This window comes from Streptomyces sp. NPDC051662 (assembly GCF_040681655.1).
GTDB lineage: Bacteria > Actinomycetota > Actinomycetes > Streptomycetales > Streptomycetaceae > Streptomyces.
On sequence record NZ_JBFAZD010000011.1, the window covers coordinates 244,789 to 264,205 of the forward strand.

Consider the following 19,417-nt stretch of genomic DNA (forward strand, 5'->3'; position numbering starts at 1 on the left):
GGCGAAGTATCGCAGGCGGATCGCCGAATTGAGGGGTTTTGCGAGAGCGCGTTGCGCAAGCGATGCCGTCCGATGTTGGTCATCGGGTCCCGCCATGCGGGATAATGGGCTGGAAGCAATGTGTTCGATGCCGGTGACACAGCGCCTGTCATGGGGCCGCCGGCTGCGATGAGCTGGTTTCAGGAAGGGGAACGAGCATGGCGGCCATGAAGCCGCGAACGGGCGACGGCCCGCTCGAGGTGACCAAGGAGGGGCGGGGCATCGTCATGCGCGTTCCGCTCGAAGGCGGCGGTCGGCTTGTCGTCGAGCTGACTCCGGACGAGGCGGATGCGCTCGGCGATGCTCTGAAGAAGGTCGTCGGCTGAGCGGAGCGCTCACAGTCTCCGGGGTGTTCGGTCACCTCTGGACAGACAGCAGTCTGCCCCGGCACGGACCTGTCCGTGCCGGGGCAGACTGCTGTCCGGTCCGAGTTCCGGTGGCCTGTTCCGGCTTGTTCTCCACGGTGGCCCGCTCAGCGGGGCGTTCTGCTGTTGTGGTCTTCCGCCCGGGGAGCCGGCGTATCCCGGGGAGCCGGCGTACTTCCGGGCCGGCTCAGCCGCGCCGCATCGCGCAGAGCAGGCCGTCGCCCACCGGCAGCAGCGTCGACTGGAGCTCCGGGCTCTCCCGTACGGTCCGCAGCAGCTCCCGCAGCCTCAGCACCTCCGCGGGCTGGGCCGCCGAGTCCACCGTCCTGCCGCCCGCGAAGACGCCCTCGAAGCAGACCAGGCCGCCGGGGCGCAGCAGCCGCAACGATTCAGCGAGATAGTCGAGGCACTCCAGCCGGTCACCGTCACAGAAGACAAGGTCATAACCGCCGTCCGCGAGCCGGGGCAGCACATCCAGGGCGCCGCCGGGGATGAACCGCGCGCGGTTCCCCGCGAAGCCCGCGGCCCGGAAGGCCTGCCGGGCGAACTGCTGGCGCTCGGGCTCCGTGTCGACCGTGGTCAGGACGCCGTCCGGCCGCATGCCCTGGAGCAGATACGTACCCGAGACGCCGGTACCGGTGCCGATCTCGGCGACCGCCTTCGCGTCCAGGGTGGCGGCGAGCAGACGCAGCGCGGCGCCGGTGCCTGGTGACACCGAGCAGAGCCCTGTCTCCCGGGCCCGGTCCCGGGCCCAGAGCAGTGCCTCGTCCTCGGCGACAAAGGCGTCGGCGAACGCCCAGCTCGTCTGCCGGTTGGCGGTAATGACCCTCTCCTTGTCCCCGTTGGCGGCGCAACGGTGACTGTATCCGCTGCGCCCGGGAACCCGCAGATGGGACCGGGCGTTAAGAAGAAGCGGGGAACACCTGGATCAAGACCTGCGACCGGGCCTAAATTCACGTAAAGATTCTTATCCGGAGCTAACGGGCGGAGTGGCTATGGTAGGGGCTCCACTGGACACCACCAGAGCCGATAGGGGAGGTGCGGCTGAGCCTGTGGATCGGGGAGGAGTGCTGACGCGCTTTCTCAGGTCGGCCGGCAAGCCGAAATCCGTGACCAACTTCGCTGACCGTTCTCGCTCCACCGACTCCGCAGTTACCGCGACCTTCGCATCGGATGCGGAATCGCAGGCGTGGACGCCTCCCAGCTGGGAGGAGATCGTCAGCACGCACAGCGGACGTGTCTACCGCCTCGCCTACCGCCTCACGGGCAACCAGCACGACGCCGAGGACCTGACCCAGGAGGTCTTCGTCCGGGTCTTCCGCTCGCTGTCGACCTACACCCCCGGCACATTCGAGGGCTGGCTGCACCGCATCACCACCAACCTCTTCCTCGACATGGTCCGGCGCAAGCAGCGGATCCGGTTCGACGCGCTCGGTGACGACGCGGCGGAGCGGCTGCCCAGCCGTGAGCCGTCGCCGCAGCAGGTCTTCCACGACACGCACTTCGACGCGGACGTCCAGCAGGCGCTGGACACCCTCGCCCCCGAGTTCCGTGCCGCCGTGGTGCTCTGCGACATCGAGGGGCTTTCGTACGAGGAGATCGCGGCCACGCTCGGTGTCAAGCTCGGCACCGTACGCAGCCGGATCCACCGGGGCCGTTCGCATCTGCGCAAGGCTCTCCAGCACCGTTCCCCCGAGGCCAGGGCCGAGCAGCGCGCCTTCGTGAGTGTGGCCGGGGAGGGCGGAGCGGCGTGAGTGGCACCAGCCCCACCCCCGCCGAGCAGCACTTGGGGGACAGACTCGCCGCCTTGGTGGACGGAGAGCTGGATCATGACGCGCGTGAACGCGTGCTGGCCCATCTCGCCACCTGCGCCAAGTGCAAGGCGGAGGCCGACGCCCAGCGCCGGCTGAAGAGTGTGTTCGCCCAGTCCGCTCCGCCGCCGCCCTCCGCCGGGCTGCTCGCCAGACTCCAGGGACTGCCGGGCGGCCTTCCCGGCTCCGGGGGCGGTGATGACGACGACGGAAAGGGGCTCTTCGACGGGGGGCGCTTTGGTGAGGGCGTTTTCGGCGTCCGCGCCGATGGCTTCGGTTATGTCCCGGCGGGCGCCCATGCCGCCGTACTGCCCAGCGGCTCCGGCTTCCGGATCCATGACGTCGGACGCCAGGAGGCCGAGCGGTCGCCATGGCGCGGCAAGCGGTTCGCCTTCGCCGCCGCCAGCGCGGTGTCGTTCGCCGCGATGGCCCTCGGCGGGACGATGCCGCTCGGTACGGCCGCTGATGCCCTGCCCCGGGGCGCGGGCAACAATGTGACACCCATGCGGGCCCCCGGCACCGCGGGCCCCGCCACCGTCGGCGGTGAGTCCTCCCGGCGGCAGAGCGGCGGCGGGGCGCTGTCGCGGTCCGTCGAACGTCCGACCCCCGCGGCCCCTCCCGGTGTGTTCCAGACGCAGACGCTCTCCGAGCGTCCGTTCTCGCCGGGCGCCCTGGTCGGTCCGACACCGGCGCTGCTGATCCAGCCCACGGGCTCGGCCCTGCATGTCGACGAGGCGTCCGGGATCAGCCCCACGGCCACGCCCAACCCGACCCAGATGGCCGCGCCGACACTGCCCGGCGCACCGCTTTCCGCCCGGCGCTGAGCGGCCCCCTGCGAGAAATTCCGTAAACCTGATTGAATCCTTGGCAGGGGTGCCCGTCAGGGCGTGGAACGGCAGTTGCGGGGAGAGCATGGACGACGGGAAGCCGACCGGACCCAAGGCGAAGTGGTGGAGCCGTCCCTCAACGGAGGGCGCGATACCGCAGGGGCCCGGGGTGCCGCCGGCCCGGAGTGACGAGGTGACGGCGCAACTGCCCCCCGTCGCTGACGAGCCGTCAGAGGTGACCGCCCCGGCTCCCGTGCCCGCCGACCCGACTCCCGTGCCCGCTGATGCGGTTCCGGCGCCCGTCGACGCGGCTCCCGTGCCCGTGGACGCGGCTCCGGCGCCCGTCGATGCCGCTCCGGTGCCTCAGGGGCGTCCGCAGCCGCTGCACGAGCCCGACGCCTACAGCACACCGCCCTACGGTGGCCCCGGCCCCTGGGCGCTCGCTCCGCCCGTACAGCGCCCCACCCCGGCCCACGGCACGCCGATGCCGCCGCCCGCGCACCAGCCGCCGCCGGGGGTCCACATCCCGCGGCAGCCGTACGCGCAGCCGCACCAGTCGCCCCAGCCGCCGCATCACCAGCCGGGACATCAGCACCTGCCCCCGTCGCCGCCTCAGCCTCTGCCCCCGCTGTCGCAGGCCCAGGCCCAGGCCCACGCCCAGGCGCCCGGCGTGCCCGAGACGTCGCAGTGGCTCCGGTACGACCCCTGGAACGCGCCCGGGCAGCAGCCCCTGACCCAGTACGGCGAGCCGCGCAAGCGGCGCGGCCGACGGGCCGGGCTCGCCGCCGCCGGGGCGCTGGCCCTCGCCGCCTGTGTTCTCGGCGGCGCGGTCGGCGCGTACATCGAACGCAACGGCGGCTTCATCAACGTCGAACTCCCGCAGTCCGACGCGGAAGCCGGTGGCCGCGCGCCCGACAGCGTCGCGGGTATCGCCGCCAGCGCGCTGCCCAGCGTCGTCACCCTGCATGTCAGCGGCAGCGGCGAGCAGGGCACCGGCACGGGCTTCGTCCTCGACCGGCAGGGCCACATCCTGACGAACAACCATGTCGTCGAGCCGGCCGCCTCCTCCGGCGAGATATCGGTCACGTTCAGCGGCGGCCAGACCGCCAGGGCGAAGCTCGTCGGCAAGGACAGCGGCTACGACCTCGCCGTCGTCAAGGTCACCGGTGTCTCCGGGCTCAAGCCGCTCCCGCTGGGCAACTCCGACAGCGTCCAGGTCGGCGATCCCGTCGTGGCCATCGGCGCCCCCTTCGATCTGTCCAACACCGTGACCTCCGGGATCATCAGCGCCAAGCAGCGCCCCATCACCGCGGGCGGTGAGAAGGGCGACGGCAGCGACATCAGCTATGTGGACGCGCTCCAGACGGACGCCCCGATCAACCCCGGCAACTCCGGCGGTCCGCTGGTGGACACCCGGGCCCGGGTCATCGGCATCAACAGCGCGATCCGCGCCGCGGACAGCGGCACCGGCCTCACCGGCGGCCAGTCGGGCTCCATAGGCCTCGGCTTCGCGATACCGATCAACCAGGGCAAGCGCGTCGCCGAGGAGCTGATCAACACCGGGAAGGCCACACACCCCGTGATCGGCGTCAGTCTCGACATGGAGTACGCGGGCGACGGCGCCCGGGTCGGTGACGAGGGCGCCGACGGCGGTCCCGCGGTGACCGCGGGCGGCCCCGGAGCCAAGGCCGGAATCAAGCCGGGGGACATCATCACGGAAGTGAACGGCCGGCGGGTGCACAGCGGCGAGGAGCTGATCATCAAGATCCGCGCCCACCGCCCCGGCGACCAACTGGAGCTGACCCTGACCCGCGGAGGTAAAGAGCGGACCATGAAGTTGACTCTCGGCTCCGCGGACGGCACCTGACGGCCACCAGAAGGTACCGCCCGGACAGTTCCGGCAGGTACCGTGGAGCGGCCCGGACCTCGCCCAACCTTCGATCCACCCGAGGAGCAGCACGTGTTCAATGACATTGGCGCCCTTGAGGTGATCGCGATCGCGGTCCTCGCCGTGATCGTCTTCGGTCCCGAGAAGCTGCCCAAGGTCATTCAGGACGTCTCCGGCTTCATAAGAAAGGTCCGCGCGTTCTCCGAGAGTGCCAAGGAAGACATCCGCTCCGAGCTGGGCCCGGAGTTCAAGGACTTCGAATTCGAGGACCTCAACCCCAAGACGTTCGTCCGTAAGCAGTTGATGGACAACGACGATCTGGGGCTGAACGAGATCCGCAGCAGCTTCGACCTCCGCAAGGAGATGAACGAGGTCGCGGACGCGGTGAACGGTCATGAGAGCGCGTCCGACGCGGACGTCCCCGCGGCGCCGGTCTCCACGAATGGCTCCGCTGCGATCGGGTCGTCCGCGAACGGCTCCTCCACCATCCCCGACCTGCTCAAGAAGCCGGAGAAGCCCGCTCAGCCCGTTCGCCCGCCCTTCGACGCAGACGCCACCTGAGTACGACTAACCCGATGAATCGGGACCTGGTGGCTATCCTCCATCTGTCCGGCAGTGAGGCGCCCGTCGGCGGCGGGCCGCTCCGGACGCTCACGATCGAGGAGGCGCCGGCAGATGGAGACGACGAGTCGGGCAGGCACGCGGGACGCGGCCGGCTCAGCCAAGGCCGGAGGAGTGGCAGCCGCCCCGCGTACGGTCGAAGGCTATCTGCGGGCGCCTTTCCCCTGGTACGGACTGGACGGTGCCTTCAACGGGCCGCGCTGGCTCATGCAGGTCGGCGCGACGGCCGACGGAACGGTACGGCACGGCGCCACGGGCCATGGTGAAGAGCCGTCGATAAGACCGGAGGCTTCGGCCGCCCACAGGGAACGCTTCGCGGTGGTCGTGACGGTGGCCACAAGCCCCGAACGGCGCACCGGTGACGGTACGGGCCACCTGGACGCCACCACGGCCTCCTCCGCGGCCTGGCTGGCCGGTTCGGCGCTGCTGGCCTTCACCTGGCCCCCGCAGCTGGACCACGCGCTGCGTGACAACTGGCTGGACCAGCAGACAGAGGCGGCGTTCGAGCTGGCCGACGATCTGGACGGGCCGGAGTGGACGACACTCTCGCTGCCGGTCGACGGGGAGCCGACGCCCTTCCATTACCGCGAGTCGGAGTTCGGCTGGGTGCTGGCGGGCTCGACGCGCCGCGGGGTGCATCTCGGGGCGTACGGGCGTGGGATGAGCCCCTACGGCCTCGGCTTCTCGGTGATCGAGGACATCAGGACGTACGCCTCCTAGGACAGCAGGGCCTTTCAGGACCACAGGACCTCCTGGGACAACAGGTAAGGGGCGACCGCAATGGGCGGTCGCCCCTTACCTGTTGCGCCGTCCGGGCCCGCCCGGCTCAGAACTTGTTGCGCGGGGTGATCCCCAGCGACATGCCCGACAGACCGCGCTGCCGCCCGCCGAGCTTGCCGGCGATCCCGCGCAGCGCGGTGGCCGCCGGTGAGTCGGGGTCGGAGAGCACGATGGGCTTGCCCTCGTCGCCGCCCTCCCGCAGCCGTACGTCGATCGGGATCGCGCCGAGCACCGGCACCTCGGCGCCGGTCGTCCTCGTCAGCCCCTCGGCGACCAGCTTGCCGCCGCCGGTGCCGAAGACGTCGATCATCTCGTCGCAGTGCGGGCACGGCAGACCCGACATGTTCTCGACCACACCGACGATCTTCTGATGGGTCTGTACGGCGATGGAACCGGCCCGCTCCGCGACCTCGGCCGCGGCCTGCTGCGGGGTGGTGACCACCAGGATCTCGGCGTTCGGCACGAGCTGCGCCACGGAGATCGCGATATCGCCTGTCCCCGGCGGCAGGTCGAGCAGCAGTACATCCAGATCGCCCCAGTAGACGTCCGCGAGGAACTGCTGGAGCGCGCGGTGCAGCATCGGGCCGCGCCAGACGACCGGCGTGTTGCCCGGGGTGAACATCCCGATGGAGATCACCTTCACACCGTTCGCCGACGGCGGCATGATCATGTTCTCGACCTGGGTGGGCTTGCCGTCCGCGCCGAGCATCCGCGGCACGCTGTGCCCGTAGATGTCCGCGTCGACCACCCCGACCTTCAGCCCGTCGGCCGCCATCGCGGCGGCCAGGTTGACCGTCACCGAGGACTTGCCGACACCGCCCTTGCCCGACGCCACCGCGTACACCCGGGTCAGGGAGCCCGGCTGGGCGAACGGCACCTCGCGCTCGGCGGTGCCGCCGCGCAGGGAGGCCGCCAGCTCGCGGCGCTGTTCGTCGCCCATCACGTCCAGCGTGACGTCCACGCGTGTGACACCCGCGACCCGGGCGACCGCGTCGGTCACGTTCCGGGTGATCGTGTCGCGCATCGGGCAGCCGGAAACCGTCAGATAGACCGTGACGGCCACCGCACCGTCCGCACCGATATCAACCGATTTGACCATGCCGAGGTCGGTGATCGGCCGATGGATCTCGGGGTCGTTCACCGTCGCCAGCGCTTCGCGCACCGCTTCTTCCGCGGGGACGGCGGTTCCGTACGTGTCGGTAGCCATACCGAGATGGTACGGCGATCCGCACCGGCTCAGGAAAACCCGTCAGCGGTCGGTTTCCTCGCGTCCGGGTTCCACCTGGGGCGGCGAGTGCCGCTCCGCCATGTCCCGCACCAGATCCTGAAGCTCCGACCGGATCCAGTCGCGCGTGGCGACCTCGCCGAGGCCGATCCGCAGCGCCGCGATCTCGCGTGTCAGATACTCGGTGTCGGCGATCGAGCGCTCGTTCTGCTTGCGCTCCTGCTCCTGTGTGACCCGGTCCCGGTCGTCCTGGCGGTTCTGTGCCAGCAGGATCAGCGGCGCGGCGTACGAGGCCTGGAGGGAGAGCATCAGCGTCAGGAAGATGAACGGGTACGGGTCGAAGCGCAGTTCGCGCGGGGCCGTGACGTTCCAGACGAGCCAGACGATGATGATCAGCGTCATCCAGACGATGAAGCGCCCCGTTCCCAGGAAGCGGGCGATACGCTCCGAAAGCACCCCGAAAGCCTCGGGGTCGTACTCGGGCAGCAGTCTGCGCCGCGGTGGGGCCGGCTGGTCGAGCCTGATCCGGCCACCGCGCAGCAACGCGGTCGACCCGGCCCCGGAGCCGGTCCGTGCGCGCTCCCGGCCGGCCTCCCTGTCGGGCCGCTCACTCACCACGGGCCGCCCCGTCCAGCCCGTGGTAACCGGTCTCCCGCCAGTCGTCGGGCAGCAGATGGTCGAGTACGTCATCGACGGTCACGGCGCCGAGCAGCGAGCCGCCCTCGTCCACCACGGGCGCCGAGACCATGTTGTAGGCGGCGAGATGGCTGGTGATCGCGGGCAGCGTGGTGTCGGGCGCGAGCGGCGGCAGATCGCTGTCGACGATCGAGCTGACCAGTGTGTACGGCGGATCCCGCAGCAGCCGCTGGAAGTGCACCGTGCCCAGATACTTGCCCGTCGGCGTCTCGTCCGGCGGCCGGCAGACATAGACCTGCGCCGCCAGCGCGGGGGAGAGGTCCGGGAGCCGTACCCGCGCCAGCGCGTCCGCCACCGTCGCGTCGGGCCGCAGCACGATCGGGTCGGTCGTCATCAGACCGCCCGCCGTGCGCTCCTCGTACGACATCAGCCGCCGCACATCGGCCGCGTCGTCCGGCCGCATCAGCGTGAGCAGCCGTTCCTTGTCGCTCTCGGGCAGCTCGGAGAGCAGGTCGGCCGCGTCGTCCGGGTCCATCGCCTCCAGGACATCGGCCGCGCGCTCCTCCTTGAGCTTGCCGAGGATCTCCACCTGGTCGTCCTCGGGCAGCTCCTCCATGACATCGGCGAGCCGGTCGTCATCGAGGGCGACGGCCACCTCGCCCCGCCGCTTCGGCGTCAGATGATGCAGCACATTGGCGACTTCGACCGGGCGCAGCCGTTCGAAGGTGGCGACAAGGTTCTCCGCGCCCTGCCCCTCCTCCTCCAGCGAGAAGCCCGTGACCGCGGACCAGTCGACGGTCAGGGTCTCCCCCCGCCGCCGCAGGGCGCCGCCCTTCCTGCCACGCCGTACGAAGACCTTGTCGATCTCCCAGTCCCGGCGGGCCGGCAGCTGACGGATGGCGACATCGAGGACCGTCACCTCCTCGCCGTTCTCCACGAGCCGCACCCTGCGGTCGAGCAGCTCGCCGAGGACGAGGCGCTCGGTGGGCCGCTGCTCGAAGCGGCGCATGTTGAGTACGCCCGTGCTGATCACCTGGCCCGACTCGACACCGGTCACCCGGGTCATGGGCAGAAAGATCCGGCGCCGGCTGAGCACCTCGACGACCAGCCCGAGCAGCCGGGGCGGACGGCCGCCGACCCGCAGCATCGCGACGAGATCGCGGACCCGGCCCACCTGGTCGCCGGCCGGATCGAAGACGGCCACACCGGCGATATGCGAGACAAAGATCCGGGGGGCGCCTGCCGCCATTTCCCAGCGCCTCCTTCGCCCTCGGTTGTCCTTCTATCCGGCGGGATAACGGGTTCAGGCTAGCCCGTACCGCTGCGGTATGCCCTGACGGATCCGTCCGTACGGCCTTCCCCCGACGACTGTGCGGCTCCCTGTCGAGGCGTGCCTCCGGCCCGGGTACGCTGCGGTCTGCCACCCCCCAGCTGCGTTTGAGAGGCAGTGCGTCTGTGACCGTTCTCCTGTCGTTCGGCCGTGCCCGCAGGGTCGCTCTCCCCGTCGCGTTCTGCGTGGGGCTGGCCGCGGTTCTCACGGCATGCGGTGAGGACCCGGACGAGGGCACGAACGGGGTCGGCAAGCTCTCCGCCACCGAGATCGAGAGAAAGGCGCGGACGTCGGCGAACGCCGCCGCCGCGGTCAGGCTCTCCGGCACGCTGGTCACCCAGGGGGAGACCTACAAGCTCAATATGCGGCTCAAGGCGAACGGCGGGACCGGCACCGTCACCTCGAAGAACAGCACCTTCCAGTTGCTGCGCATCGAGGACACGCTCTTCCTGAAGGCCGACGCCGGTTTCTGGAGCCACGCGAGCGGCGAGGACGGCAAGGAGACCACCAAGCCGAGCGGTTCGGACGCCGAGGCCGCCGACAAGCTCCAGGACAAGTATGTGAAGGTCCCGGAGGACGACCCCTCGTACAAGCAGCTGAGCGGCTTCACCGATATGAAGGTGCTGCTCGCCGGGATACTGACGCTGCACGGCAAGCTGAACAAGGGCGCCCGCGACCGCATCGGCGGTGTGAAGACCATCAAGATCAATGGCAGTGAGGGCGACGGCGGGACGCTGGACGTCTCGCTGGAGGGCACGCCGTACCCGCTGCAACTGGTGCGTGCGGGCGGCGCGGGGACGCTCTCGCTCGCCGACTGGGGCCGCGACTTCGAGCTGACGGCGCCGGCCAAGGGCGAGACCCTCGACTACGGCAGCCGGCTCCCGGCCACCAACGACTAACCCCGCTCGCCCCTGGCCGCGTCCCTGCCCTTGTCGCGCTTGAACAGCAGCCGGCCGAGCGGGGCGGGCCGGGGCTGACGGGTCGTCGCCGGGGTCGGCAGCGGCGCCGCCGCGAGCGAGGAGTCGGGCAGGTCGGTGATCGCGGCCCGCGGCGTCAGCCGCAGCACCCGGCACTCGCGCGCCCAACGCTCCGTCATCACCTCGGCGTCGGGCGCGTTCAGCCGCTTGCCCTTGAGCTCGGCGACGGCCGTCTCCCAGCCCTCCGTGTGCGGCGCCAGCTCCACGACGGCCGCCGTCCAGGCGACGAGCCGACCGCCCTTGTCCTTGCTCCGTACGGTCACCTCGGCGGCGGAGCCGTCCACGAGCCCCGGCAGCGGCTGCTCCCCGGGGCCGTCCCCGACCAGCAGCGCCGCGCCCTCGTGCCATACGTGCCACAGCGCGCGGTCGGGGCCCGAGCCGCGGACCCAGATGAGGCCCGACTTCTTGGTGGCCTCTTCGACGAGGACCTGGCCGAGGTCGGGCCCGGGGACGTGCCCGAGGTCTGGTTCTGTCATGACCGCAGCCTATCCAGCCGCCGGGAGGGCGGCCGGACGGTCTCTCCCGACGGTCTCTAGAGCCAGCCGTTCCGCTTGAGGGTGCGGTGGATCGTCACACAGATGGTGGCGATCGCGACGAGCACCATGGGATAGCCGTACTTCCACCCCAGCTCCGGCATGTGATCGAAGTTCATGCCGTAGACACCGCACACGGCCGTCGGTACGGCGATGATCGCCGCCCAGGACGTGATCTTGCGCATGTCCTCGTTCTGCGCGACCGTCGCCTGCGCCAGATTCGCCTGGAGGATCGAGTTCAGCAGCTCGTCGAAGCCGATGACCTGCTCGTGCACCCGGGCCAGATGGTCGGCGACATCGCGGAAGTACTTCTGGATGTCCGGGTCGACCAGCCGCATCGGCCGCTCGCTCAGCAGCTCCATCGGCCGCAGCAGCGGGGACACGGCCCGCTTGAACTCCAGCACCTCACGCTTGAGCTGGTAGATCCGGCCGGCGTCCGAGCCGCGCGGGCTGCCCTTCGCCGGTGCCGAGAACACATCGATCTCGACCTCGTCGATGTCGTCCTGGACGGCCGCCGCCACCGCGACATAGCCGTCGACGACATGGTCGGCGATGGAGTGCAGTACGGCCGAGGGCCCTTTGGTGAGGAGCTCGGCGTCGCTCTCCAGCCGGTGGCGCAGCGCGCGCAGCGAGCCCTGGCCGCCGTGCCGGACCGTGATCACGAAGTCCCGGCCGGTGAAGCACATGACCTCGCCGGTGTCGACCACCTCGCTGGTCGCGGTCAGCTCGGCGTGCTCGACGTAGTGGATGGTCTTGAAGACGGTGAACAGGGTGTCGTCGTACCGCTCCAGCTTGGGCCGCTGGTGCGCGTGCACCGCGTCCTCCACCGCCAGCGGGTGCAGCCCGAACTCGGCCGCGATACCGGCGAATTCCTCCTCGGTCGGCTCGTGCAGGCCGATCCAGGCGAAGCCGCCGCCCTCGCGCACCCGCAGCATCGCCTCGTGCGGGGTGACACAGGGGTTCTCGGTGACCCGGTGGCCGTCGCGGTAGACCGCGCAGTCGACCACCGCGCTCGACGCGGAGGGGTCACGGGTGGCGTCGTACGTGTCGTACTTGCTGTACGCGGGCTTGGTCTTGCGCAGGGCCGGACGGACCGCTGCGCGCAGGTCACGGATCATCGACATGGCGGGCTCCTTCACGGAGAGGCCGTCGGCGAGGCGTGGCACAGCCCGGAATGGGGACGTGATGTCTACGTCCGCAAAGCGGGCGGCACCGCGGGGTCGCGGTGACGGCGTTCGCTACAGACAGGCAGAGAACTCAGGGACTCAGGTACTGCTCGGGTACTGAGAGATGTGCTCTTCCGTCGTGCGAGATGCCGTGGGCCCGGGGGACGGGGCGTCAGATCACCGGACGAGAGGTCCGTGCGGAAGAGCGGCTGGTACTGGCCGGGTGACTTCGATCCACCGCAGCCCCACCTCCTCCGGTCGGTCCCCCGTAGGGGATGACGTGTCGTCGGGACAAGAGACCAACGCTTCCGCGTGTGCTGTCCCGACCAGCGGCCAAGACTATCAGCAGACTGGGGGCCAACTCCGTTCCTTGCCCAATTCTTACGCCACCTATGCTCGCCGGATGGGAGAAATTCTTGATCAGGTCGAGGCCCGGCTCCGTACGGCGCTGGGCGAACCGGACGCGCGGGCCGCGGTGACGTTCCTTGGGACGGACCGCTTCGAGGTGCTGCGCTTCCTCGACTCCCAGGGCGGTTCCGATGTGGTGAGGTACGTCACGCTCGGAATGTCGGCGCAGCCGATGGCGGATCCGTCGGCGTTGCTCGCCGACCCGGTGAAGGGGCCGCGGGCCGAGCTGGTCCTGTCGCTGCGCGCCGGGCTCGCCGATACCGATCAGGTGCTCCGCCCGCTGGCCGTGCTGGCCGCTTCCCCGCAGGTCGAGGGCGTGATCGTGGCGCCTGGCGGTTCGCTCGACCTCGGTGAGCCGCTGTGGCCGGGGGCGCCCTTCAGCTCCGTACTGGTCGGTGAGTCCGGCGGGCTGGTGGCGGATCTGGAGCTGGACGCGCCGCTGGAGCCGGTGCGGTTTCTGCCGCTGCTGCCGATGACGCCCAATGAGGCGGCGTGGAAGCGGGTCAGGGGCGCGCGGGAGCTGGAGGAGCGCTGGCTCGCGCGGGGCACGGATCTGCGCGACCCGCTGCGCGTCTCCGTAGCCCTGGACTGAGCCGGCTGATCCGGACCAGATCCGCACCCGATCCGGACCGATGCGGAAGGATGCGGACCGATCCCGACCGATCCTGGTGACGCTCAGTCGGCGAAGACGGCGACGCCGTCCTCCGTGGCGTGCGCGGGCCGCGCCTCCTCGGCCTCATGGCTCAGCGCGCCGCGCCGTACGCCGACGATGGCCGCCCCCACGACGGCCGCGAGCGCGGCGATCACGAACGGGATGTGGACATCGCTCCACTCCTCGATCTTCGGTGCGAGGAAGGGCGCCGCCGCCGCGGCGAACCAGCGGACGAAGTTGTAGCCCGCGCTCGCCACCGGCCGGGGCGCGTCGGAGACCCCCAGCGCCAGTTCCGTGAAGACGGTGTTGTTCAGGCCGATGAAGGCACCGGAGACGATCGTGCCGGCGACGGCCGCGGTGTGGTTCCCGTACCCGAGCACCAGCAGATCGGCGGCGAGCAGGACGAGCGAGCCGCCCAGCACCCTGAGCGAGCCGAAACGCCGCTGCAGCCGGGGCGCCACCAGCACCGAGAAGACCGCGAGCAGCAGCCCCCAGGCGCAGAAGACCGCCCCCGACCGGTACGGGGTCATGTTCAGCACGAACGGCGTGAAGGCCAGGACCGTGAAGAAGGCGTAGTTGTAGAAGAACGCCGCGGCGGCGGCCGACGCGAGCCCGCCGTGCCCCAGGGCCTTGACCGGGTCGAGCAGCGACGTCCTGTGCGCGGGCCTGGGCTGCTCCTTGAGGAACGCGGTGACGCAGACGAACCCGATGGCCATCAGGGCCGCGGTGCCGAAGAACGGATAGCGCCAGCTGGCGTCGCCGAGCACCGCGCCGAGCAGCGGTCCGCAGGCCATGCCGAGACCGAGCGCCGACTCGTACAGCAGGATCGCCGCCGCGCTGCCCCCGGCCGCCGCGCCGACGATCACGGCGAGCGCCGTCGAGACGAAGAGCGCGTTGCCGAGCCCCCAGCCGGCCCGGAAGCCGACCAGCTCGCCCACCGACGACGACGTGCCCGACAGGGCCGCGAAGACCACGACGAGCGCCAGGCCGACGAGCAGGGTCTTCCGGCCGCCTATCCGGCTGGAGACCCAGCCCGTGAGGAGCATGGCGACCGCGGTGATCAGGAAGTACGAGGTGAAGAGCAGCGAGACCTGGCTCGGGGTGGCGGCCAGCCCCTTGGCGATGGACGGCAGGATCGGGTCCACCAGACCGATCCCCATGAAGGCCACGACGGACGCGCCGGCCGTGGCCCAGACGGCCTTCGGCTGACGCAGCAGACCGCCTGCTCCCTCGTCGAACGGATCCTCTCCGCGCATGAGGCGGGTCCTCACTCTCAGCTAGGTCGATGCGATATGCACACAATAAGTTAGACAGGCTAATGAATGCAAGATACATCTATTTCCTGATGCCCGGACTCTGACCGGACGGGTGATCGTCCTTGACGCGACGTCGGCCGGGGAGGAGCGTGGGGCGCTATGAGGGGCGAACCCAGTTGCCCGAAGTGCGGTGGCCGAGTCAGGGCGCCCGGCCTCTTCGCCGACTCCTGGCAGTGCGATGTACATGGCACGGTGTACCCGCTGCAGCCCGTGATACCGCCCAGCGTCGAGGCCCTCGGCGTCGTGGTGCACCGCGCCCGGGTGCCGGTGTGGATGCCCTGGCCGCTGCCCGTCGGCTGGCTCTTCACCGGCGTCGCGTACGCGGGCGACGACCGCAGCGGCGGACGCGCCACCGCCGTCGCCTGCTCAGGGCCGGGGCCGCTCGGCGGTATGGGGGAGCTGCTGCTCGTCGCCGAGGAGCTCGGCGTGGGGCTCGGCGCGCGCTACGCGGGGATCGACGGCCCGGACCCGGGTCCCGCCATCTGTGTCGACAAGCCACCGCCGACGAAGCTGCTCGCGGCCGGGAGGCCCACCCCGCTCTGGCATGTCGCCGATGCCCCGGACGACCGCGCGGTCTTCGCGGGCGAGGCGCTCGGGCTGTGGCTGTGGGCCATCGTCTGGCCCGAGCAGTCGGGGCTGCTGCTCTACGACGAGGTGGTGCTGACCGATCTGCGGGACGTGGGCGCGGAGATGGAGCTGCTGCCCTGCGGGGCCCTGTCGCCCCGACTGCTCTCCTGACGCCCCGGTCCCCTGTGGGCCCCCGCCGGTACGTCCCGGCCCGCGGGGGGCCTGTGCGACGCGTCCTGGGCCTTCCCGGTCTGCCGTTATCCTTGAGCGTCCCCCTGTCCGTCCCGAACCTCCGGAGTGACGCGTCGTGCGTATCGACCTGCACACCCACTCCACGGCCTCGGACGGTACGGACACCCCGGCCGAGCTGATGCGCAACGCAGCCGTCGGCGGGCTCGACGTCATCGCGCTGACCGATCACGACAGCACCCGCGGGTACGCGGAGGCCATCGCCGCGCTCCCGGACCTCGACCGGGACCTCACCCTCGTCACCGGCGCGGAGCTCTCCTGCCGGCTCGACGGCATCAGCCTGCACATGCTGGCGTATCTCTTCGACCCGGACGAACCGGACCTGCTGCGCGAGCGGGAGCTGGTACGCGACGACCGCGTCCCGCGCGCGCGGACGATGGTCCGCAAGCTCCAGGAACTGGGCGTCCCGATCACCTGGGAACAGGTGGCGCGCATCGCGGGTGACGCCTCCCTCGGCCGCCCGCACATCGCCACCGCCCTCGTCGAACTCGGCGTCGTCGCGACCGTCTCCGACGCCTTCACCCCGGAGTGGCTCGCGGACGGCGGGCGCGCGTACGCCGAGAAGCACGAGCTCGACCCCTTCGAGGCGATCCGCCTGGTCAAGGCCGCCGGCGGGGTCACCGTGTTCGCGCATCCGCAGGCCGTCAAGCGGGGCCGGGTCGTGCCCGAGTCCGCCATCGCCCGGCTCTCCGCCGCCGGTCTCGACGGCATCGAGGTCGACCACATGGATCACGACGCGCCGACCCGGGCCCGGCTGCGCGGACTGGCCGCCGAACTGGGCCTGCTGACCACCGGATCCAGCGATTACCACGGCAGCCGCAAGTTCGTGGAGCTCGGCGCCTGTACCACCGACCCGGAGATCTACGGCGAGATCACCCGGCGGGCCTCGGGCGCCTTCCCGGTGCCGGGCGCGGGCGGACGCGCCTAGATCCGTCCGGCCGGACAGACCCGGGTCCTGTCCGGCGGATCCGTTCCGTACCGCTTTCCCATGGCGAGGGCGCGCTCGCGCCCTCGTCCCCGTTCGCGCCGCCTCCGCGCGCGTCCGACCCGTCCCCTCGTCTCTACGTCCAGCTAGGCCCTCACTGTGTTCGACTTCGCCGTCTTCGGCTCCCTCTTCCTCACGCTCTTCGTGATCATGGACCCTCCGGGGATCACCCCGATCTTCCTCGCGCTCACCTCAGGCCGGCCCGCCAAGGTCCAGCGCGCCATGGCCTGGCAGGCGGTCGCCGTCGCCTTCGGTGTGATCGCCGTCTTCGGGCTGCTGGGCCAGCAGATCCTGGACTATCTGCATGTCTCCGTACCGGCGTTGATGATCGCCGGAGGGCTGCTCCTGCTGCTCATCGCGCTGGACCTGCTGACCGGGAAGACCGACGAGCCCCAGCAGACGAAGGACGTCAATGTGGCGCTCGTACCGCTGGGCATGCCGCTGCTCGCCGGACCCGGCGCGATCGTGTCCGTCATCCTCGCGGTACAGCACGCGGACGGCGCCCCGGCGCGGATCTCGGTGTGGGCGGCGATCGTCGCGATGCATGTCGTGCTCTGGCTGACGATGCGCTACTCGCTGCTGATCATCCGGGTCATCAAGGACGGGGGAGTGGTGCTGGTGACCCGGCTGGCGGGGATGATGCTTTCGGCCATTGCCGTTCAGCAGATCATCAATGGCGTCACCCAGGTGATCCAGGGCGCCTGACAAGGGCAGCGCCCCCGTACGAGTGATCCGTACAGGGGCGCTTCGTCGGTTCGCGGTCGGTCGCTGTCGTGCGGTCGCGAGGGGATATGGGGTTACGAGGCCGAGGATTCGGCCGGGCGGATATAGATGCGCTGGCCCATCGCGGCGGCCTGCTGCACGATCCGGTTGACGGAGGCGGCGTCCACAACGGTGCTGTCGACAGCGGAGCCGTCAACATCGTCGAGTCGCATGATTTCGAAGCGCAAGGCTTCTCCCTTCGTCTGATCCTCCTGCTGGAGAACTATGGGTGACGGGCGGAGCCGTCCACGGTTACATCTGGCTGCAACGCCTTGCCCTCTGCAAACATTCCCTACGCTAAGGAAATTTTTCGGGTGGCTAATTACTGGCGGGTACAGCCGCGTCCGCAGAGAATGAACGGTGTATGAGCGAGGCAGAGATCAACCCAGAGATCGCCGACATCGGCGCCCGTCTGGAGCGCACCAACGAGCTGCTCCAGCGCATGCTCGCCGAGGTCGCCAAGACTCCGTCCACGCATGCCATCTTCGTCGACGCCGGTTACGTCTATGCTGCGGCCGGGTTGCTTGTGGCGGGCACCGAGGACCGGCGCGCCTTCGATCTGGACGCCGAGGGGCTCATCGAGGCCTTCATCGACAAGGCCCGGATCATCTTCGCGGACAGCAGACTGCTCCGCGTGTACTGGTACGACGGCGCCAGGCGCCGGATCCACACCTCGGAGCAGCAGTCCATCGCCGAACTGCCCGACGTCAAGGTCAGGCTCGGCAACCTCAACGCCAACAACCAGCAGAAGGGCGTCGACTCCCTGATCCGTACGGATCTCGAATCGCTCGCCCGGCACCGCGCCATCAGTGACGCGGCCCTGGTCGGCGGCGACGAGGACCTGGTCTCGGCCGTCGAGGCGGCCCAGGGGTACGGCGCGCGTGTGCACCTCTGGGGCATCGAGGCGGGCGAGGGGCGCAATCAGGCCGAGCCGCTGCTGTGGGAGGTCGACAGCCAGCGCACCTTCGACCTGGACTTCTGCAAGCCGTATGTCACCCGCCGCCCGGTCACCACGTACGAGCACGAGGGCGAGCCGCCGCCCTCCCGCGACCAGGTGCGGTTCATCGGCGCGCAGATCGCCGCGACCTGGCTGGCGGAGCGCGGCCGGGAGGCCCTGGCCGAGCTGCTGCCGGGCCATCCGTATCTGCCGGGCCCGGTGGACCAGGATCTGCTGATCGAGGCGGAGAAGCTGCTCCAGCGGTCGCTACGGGGCCATGCCATGCTGCGGCGGTCGCTGCGGGACGGGTTCTGGCAGCACTTGCAGGCACAGTACTGACAGCCAGCCCCTGTACCGGCAGCCCGGTACCGACAGGCGCCTTTGGGCGCCTTCCCACGGCGGGCGGTCAGCCGTGGGTGTCCCAGAAGTCCCTGAGCGCGGCGGCGGTTTCCAGCGGCCGGTCGGTGTTGGGTGAGTGCTGGGCGCCCTCGATGACCGTCCGGCGGGCGCCGAGCCGCCCCGCCATCTCGTCCAGCAGCGGCACCGGCCAGGTGTCGTCCCGTTCGCCGGACATCACATGCTTGGGCAGCGGCTGTACGGCGGCCAGCTCGGCCACCCGGTCCGGCTCCTCGCTCAGCTGGCGGCCGGTGGCGATCAGCTGGGCCGGCCGGGTGAGGAGCCAGCGCCTGCGCAGATCCTCCCCGTCGATCGCGGTCTCCTCCGGGGGATCCATCGAGCGCATGATCTCCCAGACCTGCTGCATCGTCATGGCCCTGAGCGCCCCGCTCAGCAGCTCTGCGCGCTCCCGCTGGACCGGGGCGACCCGCGCGGGCCCGGAGGACAGCAGCGTCAGCGTGACGAACGGGCCGGGGTCGAGCAGTACGGCGGCGCGCGCGATCAGCCCGCCGAGCGAGTGCCCGAGCAGATGCACGGGCGAGCCGACCGCCTCCGTCTGCGCCAGTACGTCGGCGGCCAGCTCGCTCTGCGCGTAGCCGTCCTCGGTGTCCGGGCCCTCGGTCTCGTACTGGCCGCGGCCGTCCACACAGACGACCCGGTAGCCGGCCTCCGTGAGGGGCTCAAGCAGCGCGATGAAGTCCTCCTTGCTCCCGGTGAACCCGGGGAGCATCAGCGCCGTGCCGCGCGGCTCCCCGGCCGGTCGCGCGTCGAGCGTGGCGAAGGGTCCGCGGCGGGTGTGGAGCGTACGGGCGCGGGCACAGGAGGGCGGGACGAACGTGGGCGGCCGACTCATGCGAAGAGGTTAGGCCCTGTGTCGCCGCTGAGGGTGGGGAGGTCCCGGAGAACGCCGATGGCCCGGCACCCCCCGTCTGGGGGCGTCGGGCCAT

Annotated in this window: 21 protein-coding genes; 12 read left to right on the forward strand and 9 right to left on the reverse strand. The window is 70.5% G+C overall.

Going from position 1 to position 19,417, the window contains the following annotated elements; all coding sequences use genetic code 11:
• Positions 1-197 precede the first annotated feature (197 nt).
• Entirely contained in the window at positions 198-365 is a 168-nt protein-coding gene (locus tag AB0M67_RS20655) for a DUF3117 domain-containing protein (protein WP_003966491.1), read from the forward strand.
• Positions 366-591: 226 nt separating this feature from the next.
• Here the strand turns inward: AB0M67_RS20655 and AB0M67_RS20660 are convergent, their stop codons facing one another.
• Positions 592-1,293: an O-methyltransferase gene (locus AB0M67_RS20660; RefSeq protein WP_365747444.1), complete on the reverse strand. Its 702-nt coding sequence runs from the start codon at positions 1,291-1,293 to the stop codon at positions 592-594.
• 106 nt (positions 1,294-1,399) lie between these two features.
• On the opposite strand from AB0M67_RS20660, the gene sigE reads away from it, so the two are divergent.
• From sigE to AB0M67_RS20685, 5 genes are all read left to right on the forward strand, one after another.
• The gene (gene sigE, locus AB0M67_RS20665) at positions 1,400-2,158 is read left to right on the forward strand and encodes an RNA polymerase sigma factor SigE (protein WP_365747374.1); all 759 of its coding nucleotides are present in this window, start codon (positions 1,400-1,402) and stop codon (positions 2,156-2,158) included.
• Positions 2,155-3,039 carry a zf-HC2 domain-containing protein gene (locus AB0M67_RS20670; protein WP_365747376.1) on the forward strand — a complete coding sequence of 295 codons (885 nt, stop codon included), beginning with the start codon at positions 2,155-2,157 and terminating at the stop codon, positions 3,037-3,039. Before sigE ends, AB0M67_RS20670 begins: the two co-directional genes overlap by 4 nt.
• 88 nt (positions 3,040-3,127) lie before the next feature.
• Positions 3,128-4,909, forward strand: coding sequence for a trypsin-like peptidase domain-containing protein (locus AB0M67_RS20675; RefSeq protein WP_365747377.1), 1,782 nt, complete (start codon positions 3,128-3,130; stop codon positions 4,907-4,909).
• 93 nt (positions 4,910-5,002) lie between these two features.
• Positions 5,003-5,491: a sec-independent translocase gene (locus tag AB0M67_RS20680; RefSeq protein ID WP_365747379.1), complete on the forward strand. Its 489-nt coding sequence runs from the start codon at positions 5,003-5,005 to the stop codon at positions 5,489-5,491.
• A 114-nt stretch (positions 5,492-5,605) separates the two neighbouring features.
• The gene (locus AB0M67_RS20685) at positions 5,606-6,271 is read left to right on the forward strand and encodes a hypothetical protein (RefSeq protein ID WP_365747381.1); all 666 of its coding nucleotides are present in this window, start codon (positions 5,606-5,608) and stop codon (positions 6,269-6,271) included.
• A 106-nt stretch (positions 6,272-6,377) separates the two neighbouring features.
• Here the strand turns inward: AB0M67_RS20685 and AB0M67_RS20690 are convergent, their stop codons facing one another.
• The 3 genes from AB0M67_RS20690 to AB0M67_RS20700 are packed head-to-tail and all read right to left on the reverse strand — an operon-like array spanning position 6,378 to position 9,441.
• Positions 6,378-7,538, reverse strand: coding sequence for an Mrp/NBP35 family ATP-binding protein (locus AB0M67_RS20690; protein WP_365747382.1), 1,161 nt, complete (start codon positions 7,536-7,538; stop codon positions 6,378-6,380).
• A gap of 42 nt (positions 7,539-7,580) precedes the next feature.
• The gene (locus AB0M67_RS20695; RefSeq protein WP_365747384.1) at positions 7,581-8,171 is read right to left on the reverse strand and encodes a DUF1003 domain-containing protein; all 591 of its coding nucleotides are present in this window, start codon (positions 8,169-8,171) and stop codon (positions 7,581-7,583) included.
• Positions 8,164-9,441: a CBS domain-containing protein gene (locus AB0M67_RS20700; protein WP_365747385.1), complete on the reverse strand. Its 1,278-nt coding sequence runs from the start codon at positions 9,439-9,441 to the stop codon at positions 8,164-8,166. Before AB0M67_RS20700 ends, AB0M67_RS20695 begins: the two co-directional genes overlap by 8 nt.
• A 206-nt stretch (positions 9,442-9,647) precedes the next feature.
• Here AB0M67_RS20700 and AB0M67_RS20705 point away from each other — a divergent pair, with 206 nt between their 5' ends.
• A complete protein-coding gene (locus tag AB0M67_RS20705) occupies positions 9,648-10,421 on the forward strand; it encodes a hypothetical protein (protein ID WP_365747387.1) in 774 nt (257 codons plus the stop codon).
• Here the strand turns inward: AB0M67_RS20705 and AB0M67_RS20710 are convergent.
• Positions 10,418-10,975, reverse strand: a complete 558-nt coding sequence (locus tag AB0M67_RS20710) for a hypothetical protein (protein ID WP_365747389.1) — start codon at positions 10,973-10,975, stop codon at positions 10,418-10,420. The two genes, AB0M67_RS20705 and AB0M67_RS20710, sit on opposite strands and share 4 nt — an antisense overlap.
• 56 nt (positions 10,976-11,031) lie before the next feature.
• Entirely contained in the window at positions 11,032-12,156 is a 1,125-nt protein-coding gene (locus AB0M67_RS20715) for a magnesium and cobalt transport protein CorA (RefSeq protein WP_365747390.1), read from the reverse strand.
• 445 nt (positions 12,157-12,601) lie between these two features.
• On the opposite strand from AB0M67_RS20715, the gene AB0M67_RS20720 reads away from it, so the two are divergent.
• A complete protein-coding gene (locus tag AB0M67_RS20720) occupies positions 12,602-13,198 on the forward strand; it encodes a suppressor of fused domain protein (protein ID WP_365747392.1) in 597 nt (198 codons plus the stop codon).
• A gap of 83 nt (positions 13,199-13,281) precedes the next feature.
• Here the strand turns inward: AB0M67_RS20720 and AB0M67_RS20725 are convergent, their stop codons facing one another.
• On the reverse strand, positions 13,282-14,514 hold the full coding sequence (locus AB0M67_RS20725; RefSeq protein ID WP_365747394.1) for an MFS transporter: 1,233 nt from the start codon (positions 14,512-14,514) through the stop codon (positions 13,282-13,284).
• A gap of 159 nt (positions 14,515-14,673) precedes the next feature.
• Between AB0M67_RS20725 and AB0M67_RS20730 the strand changes: the two genes are divergently transcribed.
• From AB0M67_RS20730 to AB0M67_RS20740, 3 genes are all read left to right on the forward strand, one after another.
• A complete protein-coding gene (locus tag AB0M67_RS20730) occupies positions 14,674-15,312 on the forward strand; it encodes a DUF6758 family protein (RefSeq protein WP_365747396.1) in 639 nt (212 codons plus the stop codon).
• Positions 15,313-15,448: 136 nt separating this feature from the next.
• Positions 15,449-16,318 (forward strand): PHP domain-containing protein, encoded by an 870-nt coding sequence (locus AB0M67_RS20735; RefSeq protein ID WP_365747398.1) that lies wholly within the window; start codon positions 15,449-15,451, stop codon positions 16,316-16,318.
• A 156-nt stretch (positions 16,319-16,474) separates the two neighbouring features.
• Positions 16,475-17,080, forward strand: coding sequence for a MarC family protein (locus AB0M67_RS20740; RefSeq protein WP_365747400.1), 606 nt, complete (start codon positions 16,475-16,477; stop codon positions 17,078-17,080).
• A 92-nt stretch (positions 17,081-17,172) separates the two neighbouring features.
• Here AB0M67_RS20740 and AB0M67_RS20745 read toward each other — a convergent pair whose 3' ends face one another.
• On the reverse strand, positions 17,173-17,325 hold the full coding sequence (locus AB0M67_RS20745) for a hypothetical protein (protein ID WP_165840668.1): 153 nt from the start codon (positions 17,323-17,325) through the stop codon (positions 17,173-17,175).
• 176 nt (positions 17,326-17,501) lie between these two features.
• Between AB0M67_RS20745 and AB0M67_RS20750 the strand changes: the two genes are divergently transcribed.
• Complete coding sequence (locus AB0M67_RS20750) at positions 17,502-18,413, forward strand: NYN domain-containing protein (RefSeq protein WP_365747402.1); 912 nt, start codon at positions 17,502-17,504, stop codon at positions 18,411-18,413.
• A 67-nt stretch (positions 18,414-18,480) separates the two neighbouring features.
• Here the strand turns inward: AB0M67_RS20750 and AB0M67_RS20755 are convergent, their stop codons facing one another.
• Positions 18,481-19,323 carry an alpha/beta hydrolase gene (locus AB0M67_RS20755; protein ID WP_365747404.1) on the reverse strand — a complete coding sequence of 281 codons (843 nt, stop codon included), beginning with the start codon at positions 19,321-19,323 and terminating at the stop codon, positions 18,481-18,483.
• Positions 19,324-19,417 lie beyond the last annotated feature (94 nt).